The sequence below is a fragment of the Lysobacter antibioticus HS124 genome (assembly GCF_000336385.2).
Lineage (GTDB): Bacteria > Pseudomonadota > Gammaproteobacteria > Xanthomonadales > Xanthomonadaceae > Lysobacter > Lysobacter firmicutimachus.
In genome coordinates this window covers 91,246-117,293 of record NZ_HG424620.1, presented here as the reverse complement: position 1 = coordinate 117,293, position 26,048 = coordinate 91,246, and the positions used below count along the sequence as shown (strand labels likewise).

Sequence of the window (26,048 nt, the reverse complement as noted above, 5' to 3'; positions counted from 1 at the left end):
CAATCCCCAATCCCCAATCCCCAATCCCCAATCCCCAATCCCCAATCCCCAATCTCCAATCCCCAATCTCCAATCTCCAATCCCGAATCTCCAATCCCGGCCCATCAAGCCCGCACCAGCGTCGACTTGCCGAACAGGCTCTCGACCAGATCGATCGCGACCAGGGCGGTGTGATTGTCGCGATCCAGGATCGGGTTGAGTTCGACGATGTCCAGCGAGCCCATGCAGCCGCTTTCGGCGATCATCTCCATCGCCAGTTGCGCCTCGCGGTAGTTCGGTCCGCCGGCGACCACGGTGCCGACACCGGGCGCGATGCTGGGGTCGAGGAAGTCGACATCGAAGCTGACGTGCAGATGAGTGTCGGCGTCCACGCCGTCCAACGCTTCCTCCATCACCCGCTTGATGCCGATGTCGCCGATCCGGCGCATGTCGTACACCGGCAGGCCGAGCTGCTTGATCAGCTGCCTCTCGCCCGGATCGACCGAGCGCGTACCGATCTGGCGCATCTCGCCGACCTGCATCGCCGGCGCTTCGCCGCCGAGCCGGGTCAGGCACGGCGGCCCCATGCCGATCAGGCAGGCCACCGGCATGCCGTGCAGGTTGCCGGTCGGGGTGATCTCGTGGGTGTTGAAGTCGGCGTGCGCGTCCAGCCACAACACGCGCAGCTTCTTGCGCCGTTCGCGGCAATGGCGCGCGACCGCGGTGATCGAGCCCAGGCCCAGGCAATGGTCGCCGCCGAGCAGGATCGGCATGCGCTCTTCGCGCAGTTCCGCGGCGACCGCGTCCATCACATTGCGGTTCCAGGCCACCACTTCGTCGAGATGGCGATAGCCGCCGACCGGCGCCGACCAGGGGTTGGGCGGACCGTCGAGGTTGCCGCGGTCGGCGACGTCGAGGCCGAGCCCGCGCAGGGCTTCGGTCAGGCCGGCGATGCGCAGGGCTTCCGGCCCCAGGCGGGCGCCGCGCGCGCCGGCGCCGACGTCGGTGGGCGCGCCGATCAGACTGACCGGCGTGGCAGTGCGAGTCATGGTGCGAATCCTCAGGCAGGGGCGCAACGCCGCGCCGCCGGCAAGGCAACGATGGCGATGGCGGGGGATGGAAACGGCCGGCGCGGAGCGCGCGGCCGGGTCACTTCTCCACGAAGGCGCGCTCGATCACGAAGTCGCCCGGCTCGCGGGTGCGCGGCGAAGGCTTGAAGCCGCGTCCTTCCAGCAAGGTCGAAGTGTCTTCGAGCATCTGCGGGCTGCCGCACAGCATCACCCGGTCTTCCAACGGATTCAGCGGCGGCAGGCCGAGGGTCTGCGCCATCAGGCCGTCGGCGATCGCATCGGTGATCCGGCCGCGGTTGCGGAACGGCTCGCGGGTGACGCTCGGGTAGTACTTGAGCTGGCGGCGCACGGCCTCGCCCAGGAACTCGTGCGCGGGCAACTCGCGTTCGAGGAAGTCGGCATAAGCCAGATCGCTGACATGGCGCACGCCGTGCGCCAGGACCACGGTCTCGAAGCGCTCGTAGGTGGCCGGGTCGCGGACGATGCTCAGGAACGGCGCCAGGCCGGTACCGGTGCCGAGCAGGTACAGGCGCTTGCCCGGATTGAGATCGTTGAGCACCAGCGTACCGGTGGGCCGGCGGCTGACCAGGATCGAGTCGCCGTTGGCGATGTGCTGCAGGCGCGAGGTCAGCGGGCCGTCGGGCACCTTGATGCTGAAGAACTCCAGATGCTCTTCGTAGTGCGCGCTGGCGATCGAGTAAGCGCGCATCAGCGGCCGGCCCTCGACCTCCAGGCCGACCATGACGAAGTGGCCGCTGTCGAAGCGGAAGCCGGGGTCGCGGGTGGTGCGGAAGCTGAAAAGGCTGTCGTTCCAGTGCTTGACCTCGATGACGCGTTCTGTCGCCAACTGCATCGTCCTGACTCCTTGTTATGGAAAATCCCGGCCGCATCCGCGCGGGACGATATTCGTCACGCGTCTGACGTGCGGGCGTCATTATTGGGTGCCAGCGCGCGCGGCTCGCATCGTCGCCGGCGGCGATTCGGCCCACCAATACCAGCACATAATATTTCCCACTTGGGAATCAATGTTCCAAAGAATGATCGGCGTCACTCGCGCAGCGGGACTGCGCCTTTGACGGCGACTCGCGCTTGCGTCGATTATTAGCCGCCCGAGTAATCCGGCCGATTAAATCGGCGTTCGCTTCGAATCCCCTTCTGCCCACCAGCGACCATGCGCTGACCGCATGCGTCAGCTGACGCTCTTGGTCACCCCTGAGGCTCGCATGGACGTCCAGCAGTCAGGCATTGCCGCAAAAAAATCAGCCACTTGCGCCGTGCGCTCGACGGACGCATCGCACCCGCGCCGCGCGCCGCGGGATTCGCGGCGCATATTCGCGAATATTGCGGAAATATTCTCATGAGCGCGCCTCCCGACTCCGAGCGAATGGTGATTGGCGTCGCGCTAGAGAATTGTGACCAGAAACTCGAAGATTCGGTTTCACCGCATTTTCACGCCACGTCCGGAAAAACGACGGCGGTCGCGCCGGCGCAGCCTTGGCGCGACCGGCTGCGTTATATCGCCCATCCTTTGCTGATGCTGGCGGTAGCGGTTTATGTGAGCGCCGGATTAATCCTGGACTGGGACCCGGGTCCGGCCAGTTTCGCCTTCGTATTCGCCAGCATTTTCTACCTGGCGATACTCGAATTTATTATTCCGTACGAGCGCGCATGGCAGCCGAGCGGACGCGAGTGGGGCCTGTACGCGGTCTACTTCGTGCTCACCGTGGCGGCCGGCGCGCTGGCCCAATTGCCGGTCGCCGCGGCGGTGGCGGCGCTGTCGCCCCTGCATCCGACCCTGCCGTTGTGGGCCGAGATCCCGCTCGCGCTGCTGTTGAGTTCGCTGGCCAGCTACGCGATCCATCGCGCCGGCCACGACATTCCGCTGCTGTGGCGCCTGCACGGCGTGCACCACGTGCCGGACAAGGTCAACGTCGCCAACAACGGCGTCAATCACGTGTTCGACGTGGTGCTGTCGCAGTTCACGGTGCAGTTGCCGCTGGCCTTGGCCGGCTTCTCGGCGCCCTCGCTGTTCGCGGTCGGCATCTTCGTCATCGCCCAGGGCTACTTCGTCCACGCCAACATCGACGTGCGCCTGGGCTGGCTCAACCAAGTGCTCGCCAGCCCCGAGCTGCATCGCATGCATCACAGCTGCGACCGCAGCGAAGCCGGCCACTTCGGCTCGGATCTGTCGATCTGGGACCGGTTGTTCGGCAGCTACACCTGGCGGCCGGATCGGCGGCCGCGCGGGATCGGCCTGTTCGATCCCGGTTCGTTTCCGCGCACCGGCGCGGTGTTCTCGACCCTGATCCATCCGCTGCGGCCGCGCAAGAAGCGCGCGTCCTGAGCGAAGCGTTCCCCGATGGCGCGCATCGGCGCCACGCCTCCCCTCGCCCGTCCCTCACCTCCCCGGCGTCGCCAGACGTAAAGAACTAAGGACTCGATCATGACGGACCCCAGCAAGAACGCCCCCCACCGCGACCACGCCGACGGCGCCGCGCCCGCAGCCGCCGAAGCCGCCGCGCAAGCGGCCGCCGACCGCGCCCACGAGCCGCTCGAGCGCATCGCCATCGTCGGCATCGGCTGCCGCCTGCCCGGCGGCGCCTGCGACCATCGCGGCTTCTGGCAGAACCTGATCGAAGGCAAGGACTGCCTCACCGATACGCCGCTCAACCGCTACGACGTGGCTACCCTGGGCAGCCGCGACAAGAGCAAGCCCGGCCGCCTGGTCGGCGGCCGCGGCGGCTACATCGACGGCTTCGACGAATTCGATCCGGCGTTCTTCGGCATCAGCCCGCGCGAAGCCGACTACATGGACCCGCAGCAACGCAAGCTGCTGGAAGTGGCCTGGGAAGCCCTGGAAGACGGCGGCCAGAAGCCGGCCGAACTGGCCGGCCGCGACATCGGCGTGTTCGTCGGCGCCTTCACCCTGGACTACAAGATCGTCCAGTTCGCCGACCTCAGCTTCGAGACCCTGGCCGCGCACACCGCGACCGGCACGATGATGACGATGGCGTCGAACCGGATCTCGTACTGCTTCGACTTCCGCGGCCCCAGCCTGTCGATCGACACCGCCTGCAGTTCTTCGCTGGTCGCGGTGCACCTGGCCTGCCAGAGCCTGCGCCGGCGCGAGACCAGCCTGGCCCTGGCCGGCGGCACCCTGCTGCACATGACCCCGCAGTACACCATCGCCGAAACCAAGGGCGGCTTCCTGTCGCCGGAAGGCAAGTCGCGCACCTTCGACGCCGCCGCCAACGGCTACGTACGCGCCGAAGGCGTCGGCCTGGTCGCGCTCAAGCGCCTGGACGACGCGGTGCGCGACGGCGACCCGATCTACGCGGTGATCGTCGGCACCGGCGTCAACCAGGACGGCCACAGCAACGGCATTACCGTGCCCAACCCCGACGCCCAGGTGGCGCTGATCGAACGCGTCTGCCGCGAGGCCGGCATCGCCCCGGGCAGCCTGCAATACATGGAAGCGCACGGCACCTCGACCCCGGTCGGCGACCCGATCGAGGCCAAGGCGCTGGGCCGCGCGCTGGCGGTCGGGCGCAAGCCGGGCGACGAATGCTATGTGGGTTCGGTGAAGACCAACATCGGCCACACCGAGGCCGCCGCCGGCGTCGCCGGCCTGATCAAGACCGCGCTCGCGCTCAAGCACAAGACCATTCCGCCGCACATCAACCTGCAGACGGTCAACCCGGACATCGACCTGGCCTCGATGCCGTACAAGATCCCGACCCAGGTCACGCCGTGGCCGGCGCATGAGGGCCCGGCGCGCGCCGGCGTCAACTCGTTCGGTTTCGGCGGCACCAACGCGCACGTGCTGCTGGAAGAGGCGCCGGCGCGCGCGCCGCGGGCGACGACCGCCGACGACAGCGCCGGCCGCGCCGCAGGCGGCTACAACGTGCTGCCGTTGAGCGCGCGCGACGCCTCGGTGCTGCCGGCGCTGGCCGCAGGCATCGCCCGCGAACTGGATCGCGAAGGCGACGAGGCCGTCGATCTGCGCGACCTGGGCTACACCCTCGCCCATCGCCGCCAGCACTTGGAGTCGCGCCTGTCGATCGTCTACGACAGCCGCGAATCGCTGCGCGAGCGCCTGGCCGCATTCGCCGCCGGCGAAGCGCATCCGCACCTGGTCGCCGACGAACGCCGCGCGACGCCGCCGAAGCTGGCCTGGGTGTTCACCGGCATGGGCCCGCAGTGGTGGGCGATGGGTCGGCAGTTGTTCGAGAACGAACCGGTCTACCGCGAGGTCATCGAGCGCTGCGATCGCGAACTGGCCAAGCATGTCGACTGGTCGCTGATCGCGGAGATGAACGCCGCCGAAGCCGATTCGAAGATGAGCGAGACCTGGCTGGCGCAGCCGGCCAATTTCGCCGTGCAGATCGCCCTGGCGGCGATGTGGCGGGCCAAGGGCGTACGTCCCGACGCGATCGTCGGCCACAGCACCGGCGAAGTCGCGGCCTTCTACGAGGCCGGCGTCTACACCCTGGAACAGGCGGTGCGGGTGGTCGTGCACCGCAGCCGCCTGCAGCAGAAGCTGGTCGACACCGGCACCATGCTCGCGGTCAGCCTGACCGAAGCCGAAGCGCTGCGCCGAGTGCGCCCCTACGGCGACCGGGTCTCGGTCGCCGCGGTCAACAGCCCGACCGCGATCACCCTGGCCGGCGATCAGGACGCGCTGGCCGAACTGGCCGAGAAGCTGCAGGCCGAGCAGCTGTTCGCCAAGTTCCTGGCCGTGCGCGTGCCCTATCACAGCGCCAAGATGGACCTGATCAAGGACGAGCTGCTGGAATCGCTGGACGGGCTGGCGCCGCATCCGGCGCAGGTGCCGCTGTACATGACCGCCAAGCCCGGCATCGCCGCCGGCCACGAACTCGACGCCGGATACTGGTGGGAGAACGTGCGCAACAGCGTCGGCTTCCGCGCCGCGATCGACCAGATGGCCCACGACGGCTACGACCTGTTCCTGGAGATCGGCCCGCACCCGGTGCTCGGTCATTCGATCAACGAATGCTTCGCCGCGCGCGGCGCCAGCGCGCGCAGCCTGCCCTCGATCCGTCGCCAGGAAGACGAAGCCGCGCGCTTCGCCGCCTCGCTGGGCGGCCTGCACAACCTCGGCGCGGCCATCGACTGGAGCGCGCTGCATCCGCAGGGCCGTCCGCTGCCGCTGCCGCGCTATCCGTTCAAGCGCGACCGCTACTGGGTCGAGCCGCGCCCGGTCGAACAGGTCCGCCTCGGCCAGCTCGACCACGGCCTGCTCGGCCGGCGCATGGCCGTCGCCGAACCGACCTGGGAAGCCAAGCTCGACGCCGAGCGCATGCCGTACCTGGAAGACCATCGCATCCAGGGCAACGTGCTGTTCCCCGCCGCCGGCTACATCGAGATGGCGACCCAGGCGGTGCGCGCGCTGACCGGCGGCCACGAGGCCGCGATCGCCGACATCGAACTGCGCAAGGCGCTGTTCCTGTCCGACGCCGAAGCGGCGACGGTGCAGCTGTCGTTCGCCTCCGACGGCGCGACGTTCCAGGTCTCCAGCCTGTCCGCCGACGGCCAGGATCGCACCGTCCACGCCAGCGGCAGCGTGCGCGCCAGCCAGGGCCGGCGCACCGGCGCGCCCCTGGACCTGCGCGCGGTGCGCGAACGCAGCCCGCTGTTCCTGGCGCGCTCGGCCTGTTACGACGCGCTGGCGAAGATGGGCTATCACTACGGCCCGGCGTTCCAAGGCATCGAGGAAGTCTGGGTCGGCCGCGGCGAAGCCCTGGCCCGGATCGTGCCGACCGAACGCCTGCACGGCGACGCCGCCGGCCACCATTTCCATCCGGCCATGCTCGACGCCTGCTTCCAGACCCTGCTGACGCCGCAGATCCTGCAGCAAGCCGAAGACGGCCCCGCAGACACCGGCATTCGCTTGCCGCTGTCGATCGAGGAAGTGCGCACCGACGCGATCGGCGACCGCGCCCTGTGGGTGCATGCCAGCGTGCGCCACGACGGCGGCGACGAGCTGATCGGCGACATCGCCGTCTACGACGAGCATGGCGCGCCGCTCGGCCATGTCGCCGGCTTCCGCGCCGCCAACGTCGAGAACGCCAGCGCCAAGGTCAACCTGGCGACGATCGACAACTGGCTGGCCGAAACCCGCTGGGTCGAACTGCCGCCGATCGCGGCCGCCGACGAAACCGTCGCTGCAGCCGTAGACGAAGCGGCGCCGGCCGACGAGAGCGCCGCGGCGGGCTGGCTGATCCTCGCCGACGCCCAGGGCGTGGGCGACGAACTGGCGACGCTGGCCCAGGCGCGCGGCGAGCGCGTGCACATCGTCCGCCCCGGCAAGCGCTACAAGCTGGAAAAGGATCTGCGCGAATCGACCGTGGTGCCGGGTGCGTTCAAGGACCTGCAGCGCCTGTTCGCCGACCTGGCCAAGGCCGGTGAAGGCGCGTTCGCCCGGGTCGTGCACTTGTGGAATCTCGACCAGCCGCACCTGGAACAGGTCGACGCGACCGAACTCAAGGCGGGCAACGCCCGCGGCGCCTATTCGCTCATCGCGCTGAGCCAATCGCTGCTGGCTTCGCAGCCCGATGCGCGTCTGCACGTGGCGACCCGCGCCGCGCAGGCGGTGGCCGACCGCGACGACGTCGAACCGCTGGGCGCGCCGGCCTGGGGCATCGGCCGGGTGTTGTGGTATCAGGAGCTGGTCGCCCAGCGCGGCAAGCTGATCGACCTGCAGGCCGCCGGCGAGGAAACCGCGGAGGCCGCCGACGCCGCGCGCCGCAGCGAAGCCCAGGCCCTGCTCGCCGAAGTGCTGCAGCAAGACGAGGACGAGATCGCCCTGCGCGACGGCAAGCGCTACACCAGCCGTCTGCAGCCGGCCGCTGGGCTGAACAAGCCGTTGCCGTTGCGCCTGCGCGCCGACGGCGCCTACCTGGTGACCGGCGCGTTCGGCGCGCTGGGCCGCCTGCTCTGCCGCACCCTGGTCAAGCGCGGCGCGCGCAAGCTGATCCTGGTCGGCCGCAGCAAACTGCCGCCGCGCGCGCAATGGCGCGACACCGATCCGGCCAGCGCGATCGGCCGCAACGTACGCTTCATCAAGCAGTTGGAGCTGCTCGGCGCCGAACCGATCCTGGCCCAGCTCGACGTCACCGACGAAGGCGCGCTGGCAGCCTGGCTGCAGGACTACAAGCAACGCGACCTGCCGCCGATCCGCGGCGCTTTCCACCTGGCCGGCCAGGTCCGCGACACCCTGCTCGGCGAAATGACCCGCGATGCCTTCGACCCGGTCTACGACCCCAAGGTGATCGGCGGCTGGCTGCTGCATCGGCACCTGATCGACCAGCCGCTGGAGCACTTCGTCCTGTTCGCCTCGATCGCTTCGCTGGTGACCACCGCCGGCCAGACCAACTACGCCGCCGGCAACGCCTTCCTCGACGCCCTCGCCCACCATCGCCGCGCGCTCGGCCTGCCGGCGCTGAGCCTGGACTGGGGCCCGTGGGCCACCGGCATGATCGAAGAGCTCGGCCTGATCGACCATTACCGCAACAGCCGCGGCATGAGCTCGCTCTCGCCCGACGCCGGCATGGACGTGCTCGAACGCGTCATCGGCCAGGACCGCGCCCAGTTGTTGGTCGCGACCGTGGTCGACTGGCCGATCTTCCTCGCCTGGTACGCCTCGCCGCCGCCGTTGGTGAGCGAACTGGCCAAGCACGGCGCCGGCGCCGACAGCGGCGAGCGCGGCAGCTTCGTCGAAACCTTCCGCGCCGCCGATGGCGACACCCGCCGGCGCCTGCTCGACGAGCGCTTCCACGCCCTGATCGCCCAGGTGATGCGGATCAAGAGCGAGCAGATCGACACCGACGCCAGCCTCAACGCGCTCGGCCTGGATTCGCTGCTGGCGATGGAGCTGCGCGCGCGCATCCACACCGAGCTCAAGGTCGCCCTGCCGGTGGTCACCCTGCTCAGCAGCAGCTCGATCGGCACCCTCGGCGACCAGCTCTACGCCGGCCTGGCCGAACTGGTCGCGGGCGACGGCGAAGACGCCGGCGACTCGGGCTTCGTCGCCCACAGCGACGAAACCCGTTACCCACTGACCCAGAACCAGAACGCGCTGTGGTTCCTCAAGCAGCTCAACCCCGACGGCTTCGCCTACAACATCGGCGGCGCGGTGGAGGTGCGCACCGAACTGGAACCGGAACTGATGTTCGAGGCCGTGCGCCGGCTGATCGCGCGCCATCCCAGCCTGCGCGCGAACTTCATGCTCGACCAGGGCCAGGCGGTGCAGAAGATCTCGGCCGAAGGCAAGCACGACCTGGCCCTGTTCGACGTCCAGGACAAGCCCTGGGACGAGGTCTACCAGCAGATCATCCGCGAGTACCGCAAGCCCTACGACCTCGAGCACGACCCGCTGGTGCGCTTCCGCCTGTTCAAGCGCGGCAAGGACCGCTGGGTGATCATGAAGGCCGTCCACCACATCATTTCGGACGCGATCTCCACCTTCACCTTCATCGAGGAACTGCTGGAGATCTACGAGGGCCTGCGCCGCGGCGAACAGGTCGAGCTGGCGCCGGTGCGCGCGCGCTATCTCGATTTCCTCAACTGGCAGAACCGTTTCCTCGCCACCCGCGACGCGGCCAAGATGCTGGACTACTGGCAGGACCACCTGCCCGCGCAGGTGCCGATCCTCAACCTGCCGACCGACAAGCCGCGCCCGATCGTGCAGACCCACAACGGCGCATCGGAGTTCTTCGCCCTCGACCCCGAGCTCAGCGCGCGCATCCACCAGCTGGCGCGCGACAACGGCGTCACCGTGTTCATGGTGCTGCTGAGCGCCTACTACCTGTTGCTGCACCGCTACACCGGCCAGGACGACGTGATCGTCGGCAGCCCGGTCATGGGCCGCACCCAGGAGGAGTTCGCCCAGGTCTACGGCTACTTCGTCAATCCGCTGCCGCTGCACGTCAACCTGGCTTCGCAGCCGAACATCGCCGAGCTGCTGGCGCAGGTGCAGCGCATCGTGCTCAACGGCCTGGACAACCAGGAGTACCCGTTCGTGCTGCTGGTCGAGAAGCTCGGCCTGCAGCACGATCCGAGCCGCTCGGCGGTGTTCCAGGCGATGTTCATCCTGCTCGCGCACAAGGTCGCGACCGAGAAATACGGCTATCGCCTGGAGTACATCGAACTGCCGGAAGAGGAAGGCCAGTTCGACCTGACCCTGTCGGCCTACGAGGACGAAGCCGACCAGCGCTTCCACTGCGTGTTCAAGTACAACACCGACCTGTTCCTGCCGCAGACCATGCAGCGCCTGGCCGGACACTACGTCAACCTGCTCGAGGAACTGACCCGGGCCCCGGCCACGACCTCGATCGCCCGGCTGCGCTTGCTCGGCGACGACGAGCGCCGCACGGTGCTGGAACAGTGGAGCGGCGCGGCCGACACCGTCGCCGCCGATCGCCCGGCGCACGAACTGATCGGCGAGATCGCCCGCGCCCGTCCCGACGCGATCGCGGTGTCGGCGCCGAGCGAATCCGGCGCGGTGCGCCAGCTCGGCTACGGCGAGTTGGAGCGGCGCTCCAACCGCCTGGCGCGCAAGCTGCGCGAGCTCGGCGTCGGCGAAGGCACCGTGGTGGCGTTGTGCCTGGACAAGTCGCCCGAGCTGATCGTGACCCTGCTGGCCGTGCTCAAGGCCGGCGGCGCCTACCTGCCGCTGGACCCGGACTACCCCGCTGAGCGCCTGGCCTATATGGCCACGCACGCCGAGGCCAGATTCGCCGTGGTCGACGAAACCCGCCGCGCGCGCCTGGCCGGCTGGGGCGGCGAGGTGCTGACCCCGGACGACCTGCACCTGATCGCCGACGCCGACACCGACGCCTCGGCCCTGGATCTGGCCGTGCCGCTGTCCGCGACCGCCTACGTCATCTACACCTCCGGCTCCACCGGCAAGCCCAAGGCGGTGCGGGTCACCCACGCCAACCTGGCCTCGGCCTACGCCGGCTGGCAGCGCGAATACCGCTTGGGCGAGACCCAGGCCCATCTGCAGATGGCCAGCTTCTCCTTCGACGTGTTCGCCGGCGACCTGGTGCGGGCGCTGTGCTCCGGCGCCAAGCTGGTGCTGGTGCCGCGCGAACTGCTGTTCAACACCGAGCGCCTGTACCGGACCATGCTCGACGAGCGGGTCGACGCCGCCGAGTTCGTGCCGGCGGTGGTGCGCTCGGTGATGGACTATTGCGAACGCGAAGGCAAGCGCCTGGACTTCATGCGCCTGCTCGCGGTCGGCTCGGACGTGTGGAAGGTGGAGGAGTACCGGCGCCTGCGCGCCCTGGCCGGGCCGTCCAGCCGGGTGGTGAACTCCTACGGCCTCAGCGAAGCGACCATCGACAGCACCTACTTCGAAGGCCCGACCGACGACCTCGATCCCAGCCGCATGGTGCCGATCGGCCGGCCGTTCCCGAACAGCGAGCTGTACATCCTCGATGCGCACCGCCAGCCGGTGCCGGCCGGGGTGCCGGGCGAGCTGTGGATCGGCGGCGCCGGCGTCAGCGCCGGCTACGTCGGCGACGATGCGCAGACCGCGCAGCGCTTCGTCGAGCTCGAACTCGGCGACGGCCGCCTGCGCCGGCTGTACCGCACGGGCGATCTGGCGCGCTGGAGCGCGTCCGGCGAAGTGCAACTGATCGGCCGCGTCGACAGCCAGGTCAAGGTGCGCGGGCACCGGGTCGAGATCGGCGAGATCGAATCCCAGCTCGCCGCCTGGCCGGCGATCCGCGAAGCGGTGCTGACCGTGCGCGAAGACGGCCGCGGCGAAGCCTCGCTGTGCGCCTATTGCGTGCCGGCCGAATCCGGCGTGGCCTTGAACTGGCGCGCGCTGCGCGAGCATCTGGCCAGCTATCTGCCGACCTTCATGATCCCGGCGCGCTTCGTCCAGCTCGACGCCCTGCCCTTGTCGGCCAACGGCAAGGTCGACCTGGCCGCGCTGCCGGCCCCGGACGCCAACGCCGGCGCGGCCGAGTTCGAGCCGCCGACCACCCTGTTCGAACTGCGCATGGCCGAACACTGGCAACGCCTGCTCGGCCTGGAGCAGGTCGGCCTGCAGGACGACTTCTTCGAGGTCGGCGGCAGCTCGATCAAGCTGATCGAACTGATCTACAACCTGCAGACCGAGTTCAACATCGCCATCGCGGTCAGCCAGCTGTTCAAGGTCACCACCTTGCACGGCATGGCCAAGACCGTAGAAGCGATCAGCACCGGCCGCATCGCCGGCGCCCAGCCCTACCTGCGCTTCAACGTCGGCCACGGCCAGACCATCTTCTGCTTCCCGCCCGCCGGCGGCCACGGCCTGGTCTACCGTCAGCTCGCGGTGCATCTGCCGGAGTACGAGTTCGTCTCGTTCAACTACATCCTCGGCGACGAGAAGGTGGCCAGCTACGCCGACCTGATCGAAGGCATCCATGCCGACGGCCACTGCACCCTGTTCGGCTACTCGCTGGGCGGCAACCTCGCCTTCGAAGTAGCCAAGGAACTGGAGCGCCGCGGCCGCGAGGTGCCGAACGTGGTGATCATGGACTCGTACCGGATCCCGGAGTCGTTCGAACTCGGCAACGAGCACTTCGAGGCCTTCGAACGCGAACTCAGCGAACATCTGCGCAAGCACACCGGTTCGGACATCGTCGCCGAGGAAACCCTGCAGCAGGCCAAGGACTACATCCGCTTCTGCAGCCAGACCCCGAACACCGGCGTGATCTCGGCCCCGGTCAGCGTGATCTCGGACGAAGACAAGGTGGTGTTCTACGGCAACGGCCAGCGCGGCACCTGGCACGGCAGCTCCAGCACCCGCACCGAAGTGTTCAAGGGCTTCGGCAAGCACGCCGACATGCTCGACCAGGACTACATCGCGCTCAACGCCGCCCTGGCGCGCGGCATCCTGGTCGGGGAGGTCAGCGATGCCGGCTGATTCCGGACACCGCCCCGAAGCGCCGGCGCCCGCCGGCGCCAAATCCCCCGTCGGGCCGCGCTGGGAGGCGCGCGCCCGCGGTCCCGGCGACAAGCCGCGCGTGATCGTGATCGGCGCCGGCGTGGCCGGCCTGGCCTCGGGCTGCTACGGCCAGATGAGCGGCATGGAAACCCGCATCTTCGAAAAGCACGTGTTGCCGGGCGGATGCTGCACCGCCTGGTCGCGCCAGGGCTACATCTTCGATTACTGCATCGAATGGCTCAACGGCACCGCGGCCGGCAACGACGCCAACCGGGTCTGGCGCGAACTGGGCGCGCTAGACGGCAAGTCGATCCGCCTGTTCGACAGCTTCAACACCGTCAGCGACGAGCACGGCCGCTCGGTCACCTTCTACAACGACCCCGACCGGCTCGAACGCCATCTGATCGAGCTGTCGCCGGTCGACGCCCCCCTGATCCGGCAGTTCTGCGCGGACTTGCGCCGCTTCGCCGGCATGGCCTTGCATCCGTTCCTGAAGCCTCCGCCGCTGGAGAACTGGCGCGACAAATACGCCACCCTGCGCCAGGTGTTGCCGGCGTTCCGGCTGTTCTGGCGCAACGGCGCGACCCAGATGAACGATTTCGCCGACCGTTTCCAGGACCCGTTGCTGCGGCGCGGCTTGCGCAACATCTTCTTCCAGGACCCGGGCAATTTCTCGCTGGTGCCCTACCTGTACAACATCGCCGAGGCGCACAACGGCAACGTCGGTTTCCCGCAGGGCGGCTCGCTCGGGCTGTCGCGCTCGATCGAGTCGCGCTACCTCGAACTGGGCGGGCGCATCGATTACCGCGCCCGGGTCAGCCGGATCCTGGTCGAGAACGGGCGCGCGGTCGGTATCGAGCTCAAGAACGGCGAACGCCACTACGCCGATCACGTGATCGCCGCCTGCGACGGCCTGACCGCACTGCGCAGCCTGCTCGACGGCAAGTACGGCAATCCGCGCGTGGACAAGCTCTACGACCAGGTGCTCGATCGGCCGGGCGAGCGCTACCCGGGCGTGGTCTCGGCCTTCGTCGGCTTCGAGGGCGATCTGCCGCCGGATACGCCGCACAGCACCACGTACCTGCTCTCGGCCGAGGACGCCGCAGCCCTGCCCGGCGCGATCCAGGGCAGCCTGGTGGTGCAGCTGCGTTCGCGCTACTGCGACGGTTTCGCCCCGCCCGGTCATTCGATCCTGCACTGCACTTACTTCAGCGACTACGACTACTGGAAGCGCCTGCGCAGCAGCGACCGCAAGCAGTACTGGGCGCTCAAGCGCCAGGTCGCCGAGTTCGTGCGCGACTTCCTCGAACGCCGCCACTCCGGCCTGGGCGCGCGCATCCGACTGGTCGACGTCGGCACTCCAGCCTCGACCGAACGCTACACCGGCAATTACAAGGGCGCGATCCTGGCCTGGAAATCGCCGGAAGCCGACGATCTGATGGCCGATCTGGTCAAGAAAGACCGCATGCGCCTGCGCGGGCTGGGCGGCTTCTCGATGGCCGGCCATTGGGTCGGCGGCGGCGGCCTGATCCGCTCCGCCGCCACCGGCCGCTTCGCGATCCAGTTCCTGTGCCGGGAATTCGGCCTGCCGTTCAAGGCCTGGGAAAGCGGCAACACGGCACCGTGGCGGATCGAACAGCTCGGCCACTTCCCGCAATTGGACAAGGGACCGCCGCTGGAGCGAAGCGTGCCGAAACTGCGCGCCGTCGAATCCCCCGCCCCGATCGCAACGGCGCCCGTCGCCTGACCGCCAAGGAAGCCAGGACATGTCGCATACACCGGGCAACAGAGAAAGCATGATCATCATCGGCGCGGGGCTGGGCGGCCTGTCCACCGGCTGCTACGCGCAGATGAACGGCTACAAGACCCAGATCTTCGAGATGCACGAAATCCCCGGCGGCTGCTGCACCGCCTGGGAGCGCGGCGATTTCACCTTCGACTGCTGCATCAGCTGGCTGCTCGGCAACGGCCCGGGCAACGAGATGCACCAGATCTGGATGGAACTCGGCGCCCTGCAAGGCAAGCAGATGCGCCACTTCGACGTGTTCAACATCGTCCGCGGCAGCAACGGGCAGGTGGTGTACTTCTACTCCGACCCGGACCGGCTGGAAGCGCATCTGCTGGAAATCTCGCCGGCCGACGCCAAGCTGATCCGCGACTTCGTCGGCGGGCTGCGCAAGTTCCGCAAGGCGCTGGCGGTGTACCCCTTCCTCAAGCCGGTCGGGCTGATGGGGCGCTGGGAACGCTGGAAGATGCTGGCTTCCTTCATCCCCTACTTCAACGCCATCCGCAAGTCGATCACGGTGCTGATGACCGACTACTCGGCCAAATTCAAGGACCCGTTCCTGCGCGAGGCGTTCAATTTCATCCTCTACGAAAAGCACCAGAACTTCCCGGTGCTGCCGTTCTACTTCCAGCTCGCCTCGCACGCGAATCTCTCGGCCGGCGTGCCCGAAGGCGGTTCGCTGGGCCTGGCCAAATCGATCGAGGCGCGCTACCGCCGGCTCGGCGGCCAGGTGCACTACAACGCCAAGGTCGAGGAGATCCTGGTCGAGGACGATCGCGCGGTCGGCGTGCGCCTGAGCGACGGTCGCGAGTTCCGCGCCGACATCGTGGTCTCCGCCGCCGACGGCTACACCACGATGATGCGCTTCCTCAAGGGCCGCTACCTCAACGACACCTTCCGCAAGCTCTATACCGAGACCATCAACGAACCGCACATGGTGTTTCCGGGCTATTTCATCGCCTTCCTCGGCCTGGACAAGCCCTTCCCCGAAGGCGAGCCGTGCACCACGTATCTGCTCGAACCGGAAGAGGCGGAGGAGATGATCGGCATCCGCCATCCCAGCATCAACGTGCAGTTCCGCAGCCGGCATTATCCCGAACTGGCGCCGGACGGCACCAGCATCGTCTACGCCACCTACTTCTGCGACATCGCGCCGTGGCGCGCGCTCAACGAAGGCCCCGAGCAGGTCAGCCGGGTGCGCAAGGGCGAGGAACTGCACACCCTGCCGGTGCGGCGCGGTCACGAGTACCACGCCGCCAAGCGCCGGGTCAGCAACGCCATGATCCGCTTCCTGGAAAAGCGCTACCCCGGGCTCAAGGACTCGATCAGCGTGCGCGACGTGTCCAGCCCGCTGACCCAGGTGCGCTACACCGGCAACTTCGACGGCACCGTGCTCGGCTGGCAGCCGTTCGTGGAAAGCGGCGAGACCCTGGAGGAAGCGATCAAGGAACACGGCCCGGTGATGCAAGGCTTGTCGAACTTCTACATCTCCGGCGTGTGGGCGACCACCGGCGGTCTCATCCGCGCCGCCGCCGCCGGCCGCCACGTCATGCATTTCATCTGCAAGGACGACGGCAAGGACTTCACCGCCAGCATCGATGAAACCGCGCCGCCGCCGACCCACCTGATCGTACCGGTCGGTCCCGCCGCGCACGGCGTGGCGGCGCCGCAGGGCTTTCCGCAACTGGCCGCGGCGCGGGCGGTCGGCGCATGAGCGCGGCCGCGGCGACGGATCGCCGCGCGGTCGGCGGGCTGATGCTGGCGGTGTTCCTGGGCGCGCTGGAGCAGACCGTGGTCGCGACCGCGCTGCCGGCGATCGTGCGCGAACTGCAGCGTATCGACCTGCTCGGCTGGACGATCTCGATCTATCTGCTCGCCACCGCCGCGGCCACGCCGGTGATCGCCAAACTCGGCGACCTGCACGGCCGGCGCCGGCTGATGCACGCCTGCGTCGCGCTGTTCGTCCTGGGCTCGCTGGCCTGCGCGCTGGCGCCGAGCCTGCCGGCGCTGATCGCCGCACGCGCCGTGCAAGGCGTCGGCGGCGCCGGACTGATCGTGATCGCGCAGGCGTCGGTCGCCGAAATCGCCGGGCCGCGCGAACGCAGCCGATACACCGGACTGTTCGCGATGGTGTGGGCGTTGGCCGGCCTGATCGGACCGGTGCTCGGCGGCTTGCTGACCGATACGCTGGGCTGGCGCGCGGTGTTCTGGATCAACTTGCCGCTGGGCGCGCTGGCGCTGTGGGCCGGCGCACCCGCGTTGCGCCGGCTCGGCGCCGGCCGGCCGGGCGGACGCATCGACCTGGCCGGCACCGCGCTGTTCGTGTTCGCCACCTGCGCCCTGCTGACCGCGCTGTCCTGGGGCGGCGGCCGCTACGCGTGGCTGTCCGCGCCGGTGCTCGGCGGCTTCGGCCTGGCCGCGCTGGGCGCGCTGGCGTTCGCCCGCCGACAAGGCCGCAGCGCCGAGCCGATGTTGCCGCCGGCGTTGCTGCGCGATGCGGTGATCGGCCCGGCCTTGCTGGTCTGTCTGCTCATGTACGGCTTCTACATCGCCGTGGCGGTGCTGATTCCGGCCTACTTCCAGATCGGCCACGGCCTGCCCGCTTCGCGCGCCGGGTTGCTGCTGGTGCCGGCGCTGGTGTCCGGCGCGATCGGCGCGTTATGGGCCGGGCGCTACGCCGCACGCAGCGGCGACTATCGGCGCCCGGTGTTGGCCACGCTGCCGATCGCGATGCTGGCCGCGCTGGCGATGGGCGTGTGGGCGCAGTCGCTGAGCCCGCTGGCGGCGGCCCTGTTGTTCGCCGCCGTCGGCCTGGGCACTGGCCCGTGCAGCGCGCTGGTCAACGTGATCGCGCAGAACGCCGCACCGGCCGAGCAGCTCGGCGCGGTCACCGGCGCGATGGCGTTCGCGCGCACGCTGGGCGCGGCGATCGTCACCACCGCCGGATCGGCGCTGATCCTCATGCACGTGCGCGGCAGCGGCGGCGAGTTCGCCGGCGCGCGGTTGAGCGAACTGGCCGCCCAGACCTTGCCGGCGCCGACTCGCGAACTGTTCCGCGCCGGCTTCGCCCAGTTGTTCTTCGCCACCGCGCTGGCGATGGCCGCGACCTGGCTGGTCTATGCGGCGATCCGTTCGCCGGTGCTGAACCTGCGCCCGGCCGCGGCCGAGTCCTGAGACAGGCGCTGAATTGCGAACCCGCTCGCAGTTCGGCGCCTGGATCGGCGCCGGACTAGGGTCGTTCCCAGGTAGCGCCGGCCCAGGCCGCGTCGTGCAATGCGCCTACAGGGGCGCAATTACGACGAGGGACCGCTCATGGACAGCGTCAACGGCGCATCGCGCAGCAACGAAACCCAGTCCGCCAACGCCAGCGATCCGGCCCAGGCCACACCGACCGCGAGCGAGCTGCGCGAAGACGAACTGCGCGAAACGTTGCGCGAAAATCCGCAGGCGGTGGCTGCGCTGGACCGTCTGGTCGCCGACCGGAATTTCGCCCAGCTGACCGACGAGCAGAAAGTCGAGTCGCTGAATTCCTTCGCCGCCGCGCCCAACGCCGCCACCGCGAGCTATCTGCAAGGCGCCGCCGAACTCAGCCTGAATCCGCAGGCCACACCGAGCGGCCTGACCCCCGACGCCGGCACCCTGACGCTCGACGGCGTCACTTACGGCATCGAACAAGGGCGCCTGCTCGATGCCCAGGGCCGGACGGTCGGCACCATCCGCAACGACGGCAGCCTGCAATTGGCGGTCGAGACCGCGCCGCGCAGCGTCTACGACAACATCTCCACCCGGGTGCAGCTGCAAGAACTCGACGGCACCCAGATGCGCAACGTGCTCGACCTGCACGCGGCCGATCCGCGCGGCCGCCTGGACAACCCCAACCTCAACCAAGAGGTCGCCAACCGGGTCACCGCGGTGATCGAACAGGCCCGCCGCGAAGGCATGAACATGCGCGTGGACACCGCCTACCGCAGCTTCCCCGAGCAGGACGCGCTGTACGCGCAGGGCCGCACCGCGCCCGGCAACCGGGTCACCAACGCGCGCGGCGGTCAGTCCTGGCACAACTACGGCGTCGCGGTCGACGTGGTGTTCAACGACGCCAACGGCCGGCCGAGCTGGGCCGAAACCAACAACTGGGACCGCTACGGCCAGATCGCGGTGTCGCAGGGCCTGGAATGGGGCGGCAATTGGCAAGGCTTGGTCGACCGTCCGCATGTCGAGTACCACCCCGGCTTCGACGCCGGCGATGCGCGTCACATGCAGCAGAGCCATCGCCAGGGCGGGCTGGAAGCGGTCTGGGACCGCATGGGCATCGGCCAGCGGCCTTGATCCGCAGAACCGCCGCGCATCCGCGCGCTAGACTGCCTCGGCCATGAACGCCGAACGTCTCGCCACGATCGACCGATGCCGCGCTGCGAAACCCGCGCCGCGGCGCCGCTGGGCCCGCATCGCCGCCGGCGCGCTGAGCCTGGTCTTGCCGCTGGCCTTGTCCGCCTGCCTGGCCGGGCCGCCGCCGGCCACCGCCAGCGCAGCGGCGATCGTCGATTCGCAACCGCTGACGGGCACCGGCGCGGTCGCCTTCCATCCGCAGCGCGCGCTGCTGGCCTGGGCCGACGGCAACCGCTGGCACACGCTCGACCTCGACAGCGGCCGGCGCAGCGACCATCTCGCCGAGTCGCCGGTGGCCGACCTGGGCTTCGCCGCCGACGGCGACCTGTGGCTGATCGCCGACCGCGCCGAGCGTTGGCGCGACGGCCAGCGCGCGTGCCGCAGCGAGGCCGGCGATCTCAGCCGCTGGTTCGGCGCCGATGCCGAGGGCGCGGCGGTGGCCCGCTACAGTCATTCCGACGGCATCGGCCCGCTGCGCCAGCAACTGTGGCTGTCGTCCGACTGCCGCACCGTGCGCGAAGACACGCGGCCTTTGCCCGCGCACATCCGCGACGTCGGCGACGACCCGGGCGAACCGCTGCGCACCGGCGCCGCGCCGGCGTCGAGCGGCCTGGCCGCGCAACTGCCCTCGCTCGGCGCCGACGGCACCGCCCCGCGCCGCACCCTCGCCCTCTCCCACGACGGCCGCTGGCGCGTACTCGAAGAAAACGGCCAGCGCATCCTGCGCCGCACCGACGCCCCCTGACCCCACGCTCCAGCGCTGGCCCTTCGACCTCGAATCCCCAATCCCCGCAGCCTCCGCGCAGCGGCCGCGACTGACACATGGCACTGTCGCGCCGCACGCCCGCCGTCCTACCGTCGCCGGACGTTTTCTACACGGTGCGAGCATGAGCAAGCAGTGGGCGGTGTGGGGGTTGGCGCTGGCGGCCGCGACGGCGCAGGCGCAGCAGGTCGATCTGTCGGCGCTGGACAAGAACATGCACGGCCGCCCGGCGCAGGTGCTGGTGCTCGGCACCGTGCATCTGTCGGACATGCCGAAGACCTTCGACGCCAAGGCGCTGGCGCCGCTGCTCGACCGGGTCGCCGCGTTCGAGCCCGAGATCATCACCATCGAGTCGATCTCCGGCGAAAGCTGCGACCTGGTCGCGCGCCACCCGGCCGTCTACAGCGCGGACGACTTCAAACCCTATTGCCGCGACACTTCGGACGCGCGCGCGGCGACCGGCCTGGACGTGCCGGCGGCGATCGCCGAAGCCAACCGGACCCTCAAGCAGTGGCCGGCCCAGCCCAGCGCGGCGCAACGCCGGCGTCTGGCCGCGGTGTTCCTGGCCGCCGGCGATTCGACCTCGGCCCTGGTGCAATGGCTGTACCTGCCGGCCGCCGAACGCCGCGCCGGCGACGGCCTCGACGCCAAGCTCGTCGCCCGACTGGAAAAAGCGCGCGCCGGCCGCAGCGAGAACGAACTGATCGCCGCGCCGCTGGCGGTGCGCGCCGGCTTGCAGCGGGTCCACCCGACCGACGACCACACCGGCGACGCCGTCGACGTCTCCGACCCGCAGGCCTACGGCCAGGCGATCATGGCCGCCTGGGCCTCGGCCAAGGAGGCCTCCAAGACAGTGCGCGAACGCGACGATGCGCTGCGCCGCGGCCAGGACATGCTGGCCCTGTACCGCTACATCAATCGCCCGGACGTGCTCGGCGTCGTCGCCGACGGCGATTTCGGCGCAGCGATGCGCGAGGCCTCGCCGCAGCGCCTGGCCCAGGTCTACGTCGCCGGCTGGGAAACCCGCAACCTGCGCATGGTCGCCAACATCCGCGCCAGCTTCCGCGAGCGTCCCGGCGCGCGCGTGCTGGCGATCGTCGGCAGCCAGCACAAGCCCTGGTTCGACTCGCTGCTGGGGCAGATGCAGGGCGTGGAGATCGTCGACCTGCAGCAAGTGCTGAAGTGAGTCGCCGATCCGGCCGTCGCCCGCTGTCCCAGCGGGCGCGGTCCGCCGGCCAGGCGCCGGTTCGCCGTCACACGGCCAACAGGCGCATCGCCAGCCACGCCGGAACGCCGAGGTAGAACGCCGCCCGCCCCAGCCACTCCAGCGCGTCGCGCAACGCCGCCGCGTGCGCGCTGCGCAGCGCGACCGCCAGCGCCGCGACCGCCTCGATCGCGATCCGCAGCGCGGCGGCGAACAGCATCAGGCCGATCGACCACGAGGCCCACCAGATCGCCAGGCCGGTCAGGTAGGCGACCAGCCCGTAGCTGTAGTACTCGCCGAACGTACCGCCGAAGGCGATGATCTGGTGCAGGCGGAACGCGACCAGCGCCAGCAGCAGCGGGAACAAGCCGAACTTCAGCAAGGCATGGTCGAGCCGCGGCCGGCGCGCGTCGGCGCGGCTTTGCGCCAATTCGGCCAGGCCGGCGGCGAACCGGCCTTCCAGGCGCCACGGCGCGCCCGCCGCCGCGGTCATGCGCTGCAACGCGCGCGGGTTCGCCCGCGCCAGGCCGCGCGACCACAGCGGGCCTTCGGCCAGGCGCAGATCGGCGCCGCCGCGCGGCAGCGGGACGTACCAGGGCCGCAGCGCGACGATCGACGCCAGCGGAAGCTCGATCCGTTGCCGGCGCCGATCCAGCACCAGCAACCTCGCTTCGACACGCGCCTGAGCGGCGAAGCTGCGCTCGATCGCCCACGCCGCCACGAGCGGCGCGACCACCAGCACGGCGAACAGCATCAGCTGCGACAAGGACTGGATCTGCAGCCCGGTGCGCAGCAGCATGTCGGCGGCCAGCCACAGCAAGCCCGCGCCCGCGCACAGCCGCAGCGCGCCGCTCGCCGCGCGCCACAACGGCGTCAGTACGACGACCTCGAGCGTCGCTGGCGCCGCGTCGGCGGCAGCGGTGCGGCCGCGCGCGGTCCGCCACAGCGTGAACGCCGCCAGGCCGAGCAGGAACACCGCCGCGGCACGCCCGACCCAATCGCCCCAGCGCACCATCAGGGTCGGCGCCGGATCGCGGGCGCTGACGAACGCGGTCAACACCGCCTGGTCGCCGGTCGAGGTGCTGGCCAACACCTCGCCGGTGTCGTCGATGATCGCGCTGAGCCCGTTGGTGGTGACGCGCACCTGCGGCAGGCGGGTTTCGATGCTGCGGAAGGCCGCCACCGCCAGGTGCAGGCGCGCGCCGACCGGGTAATCGGTGAACCAGGAATCGTTGGACAGGCCGACGATGGCCTGCGCGCCGAGCCGGGCGCCGTCGATGGCCAAGTCGGTCTCCACATCGTCCAGGCAAATCAGCGGCACCACGTTGACCTCGCGCCCGTCGGCGCTGCGCAACGGCAGTACCCGCGCGCCGTCGCCCGGGCGCCAGCCGCCGGTCCACGGCAACCAGCGGCGCAGCCGTGGCCCGTCCAGCCAGGCCGGCACGTGCTCGGTCAACGGGAAGGGGTGGGTCTTGCGATACATGCCGAGCAAACCGCGGCCCGGTTCGAGGAAAGCGGCCGCGTTGTATTCGCCTTGTCCGTCGCGATCGTACGTACCGAACACCAGCGGCACGCCCGCGGCATCGACGAAGCCCTGGATCTCGCGATCCAGCGCCGCGCCGTCCTCGCTGCGCGGGTTGCCGTAGCTGGTCGGGTACACGGTTTCCGACCACAGCAGCACGTCGGCGCCGTGGTCGCGGATCGCCGACCACGACAGCGCGTAATGCGTGTCCAGCACCTTGCGCACCACCGCATAGGCGCCGATCTGCTTACGCAGGCGTTCGTAATCGGTGATGCTCGCCTGGACCATGGCCACGCGCAGCGTCGGCGCATCGGCGGCCGGCGGCGCCTGCAGGCCGTCGCGCCTTACCGCGCCGTAACCGGCCATGCAGGCCACGATCCCGGCGCCCAACCATAGCGGCTTCAGCAACGCGCGCGCGCCGAGGCCGCGGCGCTCGATCGCGGCCGCCAGCGCCTCGTTGACCAGCAGCAACAGCAGCGTCAGGCCCACGGCGCCGCCGAGGTCGGCGACCTGGCGCAGCGTCGCGGACGGAAACAGGCCGTGGCCCAGCGTGTCGCCCAGCAGCTTGGGCGCCAGCCACTCGCAGGCCACCCAGGCGCAGGCCGCAGCCAGCGCGCGCAACAGCACGCCATAACGGCGTCCGGCCCATTGCCGGACCAGCGCGTAGGCCAGGAACTGCGGCTGCATCAGCGGCGCCAGCGCCAGCAGCAGCGCGGTCGCCGTCGCCGCGCCCATGCCGGTGTAGGCGCCGATCGCCGCACCGAACCAATGCAACACCGCGGCGACGAAGGCGACGCTCATCAACGCCGCGTTGGCCAACGCGCCCGAGGCGGTGCCGACGCGGTTCAAGGCCAGCAGCCACGGCACCAGGGCGACGAAGCCCAGTCCCCAGGCGGGGCCGCCGCGAGCGTACAGGCCGAGCAACACCGCGGTGGCGAGGATGCCGGCGTAGCTACGCCAGCGGGGCTGGGACAGCCGCTCCGTGGTCAAGTCGAAGAACTCCGTGTCGCGGTCTTAGCGCGGGGGGATCTGGATCTGCCGCAACGGCAGGCCGGGCGGCGCCAGCGCCGGCGGCACGACCCGGTCGGCCGGCATCGCGATCGGCCGGCCCTGCGCGTCGTGCAGGACGAAATCGGGCGAGAACATCAGGATCGGCTCGATCGCCACGCCCTCGTCGGTCACCTGGTGGTGGCGCACGTAGCCCGGCGGCAGCGCGAAATCCTCCGGCACCGCCAGCCCGACCAGCGGCGGGCTGGTGCCGGGCGGGTTGAACGCGCCCAGGCCGGTGCGGATGCCCGCCTGCTGCAGCGCCTCGATGACCTGCGCGCCGGTAGGTTCGGGATCGCCGGGCTGGAAGTAAGCGGCCAGATCGTCGGGGTCTTGGTTCGGCATGGCCAGCCTCCCCTGCGTCGCGTCGCGCGGCGCGCGAGGCGCTGAAGCGAGCCGCTCGTCGCTGGCGCCGTTCGCCGCATCGCCTGGCGCATCCGCCTGGGCGACGGTGCCGGCAGCGCCGGAAGCCGGTTCGTGCATCGACCACCATCCCGCCAGTGCCAGTGCCAGCGCCACCGCGACGACCGCCGCCCACGCCAACTTGCCGCCGCGGGCGACGGGCGCCTTGTCGATCACGCGCATGCCCTCGCCGTCCGCGCGGGACGGCGGGGCATGCGGCGGGCGACGCTCGGCCACGGTTCGGTACTCCGCCGGTCGCGCCGATCAGGGATTGGCCGGCTGATACACCGACAACGCCCAGCCCATGCGCTCGTGCCCGTACTGGTTCCAGATCGGGCTGCGGCCGTTGCTGAAGCTCGAGTAGCGCGGCGCGCCGGTGCCCGTGCTGCCGCCCCACAGACCGGCCGATACCGTGCCGCCGGTGTAGGTCGGATGGGTGTCGTCGGACTGGATGTAGTCGAACGAGCTGGACGAGGAGACGAACTTGGCGTTGGCGTCGCGCAGGGTCGAGCGCAGGGTCACCGCGGTGCGGTTGATGTAGCTGGCCTCGCTCTCGCCGGACACGTAGCGCAGCGCGTCGGCGTCGACCTTACCGTCGCCATTGCTGTCGTAGTCCGCGCCCATGTACTGGGCGAAGCTGTCCACGCACTGGAAGCCCTTCTGGCGCGCGTATTCGCACATCCAGTAGTTCATCTTGGCGATCGCCGGCAGGAACCGGTCGCGCAGGTTCACCGTCTGCCCGGTGCCGGCGTCGCGGCACGAGCTCTGCACGTTGTCGGCGTTGTAGCCCGGGTAGTACAGGTTGGAAATGACCTTCAGCCGGGTATTGGCGTGCGCGTTGGCGTTGATGTAGTCCATCGCCGCCGCGACGTAGGTCTTGCAGGAATTGATCGCCGCATCCAGCCCGCTGTAATCGCAGGTGCCGCTCTGCGACTTGAACGCCGAACGCGCCTGCAGGCCGTCGTTGCCGCACATCTCGAAGCTCACCACCCGGGTCGAGGCGGCCTGCATGTAGGAGCGCTCGGCGACGATCTTGTTCTCGTAGACGTCGCGCGCCACCGCGCCCGATTTGGCCCGGCGCACGCTTTCGATGTCCGCATTCCAGCGCGCCGACAGGTACTCGGCGTCCACGGTCGGCGCCGAATAACGCGCCGCGTTGCTGATCGAACCGTTGTAGCCGGCGAAGATCGAATCGCCGTAAGCGACCACCCGGTACTTGGCCGCGGTCCCGGCCCGGTCGATGGTCCACGACACGTTCTGGTTGAGCGTATTGGCCAGGCCCGGAGCCGACAGCGCGAGCAGCGCGGCAGCCGAGAGCCACCGCCCCGCCTTGTTGCGGAACAGAGTCTTCATCCGTAATTCCCCTTCGAGATGGAATGCGCCACGGACACCGACCGGTGCCCGATGAGAAAACGCGAAACCCGAATCACGACGAGGAGGCTCCGGAACCCGGGGCGTTTCTCCCCCTGTCATCGCCCCCGGACGCTAGCGTACGGTTTCAAGCCGACGCAATGTGCGCTGCAACAGGCACAGTGAGCGACGTCACGTTTTCAAACACCCCGTGTTCTCCGTCGTCTCTACAATTGTTCAAAACTACGAATTGTTCAAAACTACGAAGATCATCAGCACATTTACGATTTGTGCGTCGCAGGCGAGCACAGGCATTGGCTTACAGCGGAACAATGCGCAGAACCACCAGCTTCAACCATCGATGGCGGTTCTCGCCTCAAAGCCAATCGTCGCCCCTCGAGCCGACATCCGGGCCAAATCTTCCCGCAAGTCCGACACCTGGGTTGGCGTCGGCGGCCAGATCTTGAGCCGCCGCTTCATAGTCAAGCCCTCTTGGATTCGATCCGATCAGACTAGAGGCTCGCTTGTCTGGCTCGCCCATTCGAACGACGTAGCGCGCCGCGGAGCCATCGCCACGGCA

13 protein-coding genes are annotated in these 26,048 nt (G+C 69.5%); 8 read left to right on the top strand and 5 right to left on the bottom strand.

Annotation, left to right across the window (positions count from 1 at the left end):
* Nucleotides 1–104: 104 nt before the first annotated feature.
* Together rocF and TX83_RS22255 are read right to left on the bottom strand one after the other, a co-directional pair.
* Nucleotides 105–1,028, bottom strand: coding sequence for an arginase (gene rocF / locus TX83_RS22260; RefSeq protein ID WP_064750170.1), 924 nt, complete (start codon nt 1,026–1,028; stop codon nt 105–107).
* Between the two features lie 100 nt (nt 1,029–1,128).
* Complete coding sequence (locus TX83_RS22255; protein WP_064750169.1) at nt 1,129–1,902, bottom strand: ferredoxin--NADP reductase; 774 nt, start codon at nt 1,900–1,902, stop codon at nt 1,129–1,131.
* A gap of 702 nt (nt 1,903–2,604) precedes the next feature.
* On the opposite strand from TX83_RS22255, the gene TX83_RS22250 reads away from it, so the two are divergent.
* From TX83_RS22250 to TX83_RS22215, 8 genes are all read left to right on the top strand, one after another.
* Nucleotides 2,605–3,393: a sterol desaturase family protein gene (locus TX83_RS22250; RefSeq protein WP_222423813.1), complete on the top strand. Its 789-nt coding sequence runs from the start codon at nt 2,605–2,607 to the stop codon at nt 3,391–3,393.
* A 99-nt stretch (nt 3,394–3,492) separates the two neighbouring features.
* Complete coding sequence (locus tag TX83_RS22245) at nt 3,493–12,987, top strand: HSAF biosynthetic non-ribosomal peptide synthetase/polyketide synthase (protein WP_079248388.1); 9,495 nt, start codon at nt 3,493–3,495, stop codon at nt 12,985–12,987.
* A complete protein-coding gene (locus tag TX83_RS22240) occupies nt 12,977–14,755 on the top strand; it encodes a phytoene desaturase family protein (protein ID WP_079248387.1) in 1,779 nt (592 codons plus the stop codon). Before TX83_RS22245 ends, TX83_RS22240 begins: the two co-directional genes overlap by 11 nt.
* Nucleotides 14,756–14,804: 49 nt before the next feature.
* Nucleotides 14,805–16,508, top strand: coding sequence for a phytoene desaturase family protein (locus TX83_RS22235; RefSeq protein ID WP_222423812.1), 1,704 nt, complete (start codon nt 14,805–14,807; stop codon nt 16,506–16,508).
* Entirely contained in the window at nt 16,505–17,968 is a 1,464-nt protein-coding gene (locus tag TX83_RS22230; protein ID WP_064750167.1) for an MFS transporter, read from the top strand. The genes TX83_RS22235 and TX83_RS22230 overlap by 4 nt, the downstream gene beginning before the upstream one ends.
* 138 nt (nt 17,969–18,106) lie before the next feature.
* Nucleotides 18,107–19,120 (top strand): M15 family metallopeptidase, encoded by a 1,014-nt coding sequence (locus TX83_RS22225; protein WP_064750166.1) that lies wholly within the window; start codon nt 18,107–18,109, stop codon nt 19,118–19,120.
* 43 nt (nt 19,121–19,163) lie between these two features.
* On the top strand, nt 19,164–19,925 hold the full coding sequence (locus TX83_RS22220; protein WP_064750165.1) for a hypothetical protein: 762 nt from the start codon (nt 19,164–19,166) through the stop codon (nt 19,923–19,925).
* A 142-nt stretch (nt 19,926–20,067) separates the two neighbouring features.
* Complete coding sequence (locus TX83_RS22215; RefSeq protein WP_064750164.1) at nt 20,068–21,129, top strand: DUF5694 domain-containing protein; 1,062 nt, start codon at nt 20,068–20,070, stop codon at nt 21,127–21,129.
* 67 nt (nt 21,130–21,196) lie between these two features.
* Here TX83_RS22215 and lnt read toward each other — a convergent pair whose 3' ends face one another.
* From lnt to TX83_RS22200, 3 genes are all read right to left on the bottom strand, one after another.
* A complete protein-coding gene (gene lnt / locus TX83_RS22210; protein ID WP_222423811.1) occupies nt 21,197–23,659 on the bottom strand; it encodes an apolipoprotein N-acyltransferase in 2,463 nt (820 codons plus the stop codon).
* Between the two features lie 24 nt (nt 23,660–23,683).
* A complete protein-coding gene (locus TX83_RS22205) occupies nt 23,684–24,301 on the bottom strand; it encodes a hypothetical protein (protein ID WP_064750177.1) in 618 nt (205 codons plus the stop codon).
* An 81-nt stretch (nt 24,302–24,382) separates the two neighbouring features.
* Nucleotides 24,383–25,471 carry an SGNH/GDSL hydrolase family protein gene (locus TX83_RS22200; RefSeq protein WP_064750163.1) on the bottom strand — a complete coding sequence of 363 codons (1,089 nt, stop codon included), beginning with the start codon at nt 25,469–25,471 and terminating at the stop codon, nt 24,383–24,385.
* Nucleotides 25,472–26,048 lie beyond the last annotated feature (577 nt).

Bases quoted from the DNA above. Each gene is read 5' to 3' on its own strand.
- rocF (WP_064750170.1), bottom strand. From the start codon at position 1,028: ATGACTCGCACTGCCACGCCGGTCAGTCTGATCGGCGCGCCCACCGAC.
- TX83_RS22255 (WP_064750169.1), bottom strand. From the start codon at position 1,902: ATGCAGTTGGCGACAGAACGCGTCATCGAGGTCAAGCACTGGAACGAC.
- TX83_RS22245 (WP_079248388.1), top strand. From the start codon at position 3,493: ATGACGGACCCCAGCAAGAACGCCCCCCACCGCGACCACGCCGACGGC.
- TX83_RS22240 (WP_079248387.1), top strand. From the start codon at position 12,977: ATGCCGGCTGATTCCGGACACCGCCCCGAAGCGCCGGCGCCCGCCGGC.
- TX83_RS22235 (WP_222423812.1), top strand. From the start codon at position 14,805: ATGATCATCATCGGCGCGGGGCTGGGCGGCCTGTCCACCGGCTGCTAC.
- TX83_RS22230 (WP_064750167.1), top strand. From the start codon at position 16,505: ATGAGCGCGGCCGCGGCGACGGATCGCCGCGCGGTCGGCGGGCTGATG.
- TX83_RS22225 (WP_064750166.1), top strand. From the start codon at position 18,107: ATGGACAGCGTCAACGGCGCATCGCGCAGCAACGAAACCCAGTCCGCC.
- TX83_RS22220 (WP_064750165.1), top strand. From the start codon at position 19,164: ATGAACGCCGAACGTCTCGCCACGATCGACCGATGCCGCGCTGCGAAA.
- TX83_RS22215 (WP_064750164.1), top strand. From the start codon at position 20,068: ATGAGCAAGCAGTGGGCGGTGTGGGGGTTGGCGCTGGCGGCCGCGACG.
- TX83_RS22205 (WP_064750177.1), bottom strand. From the start codon at position 24,301: ATGCGCGTGATCGACAAGGCGCCCGTCGCCCGCGGCGGCAAGTTGGCG.
- TX83_RS22200 (WP_064750163.1), bottom strand. From the start codon at position 25,471: ATGAAGACTCTGTTCCGCAACAAGGCGGGGCGGTGGCTCTCGGCTGCC.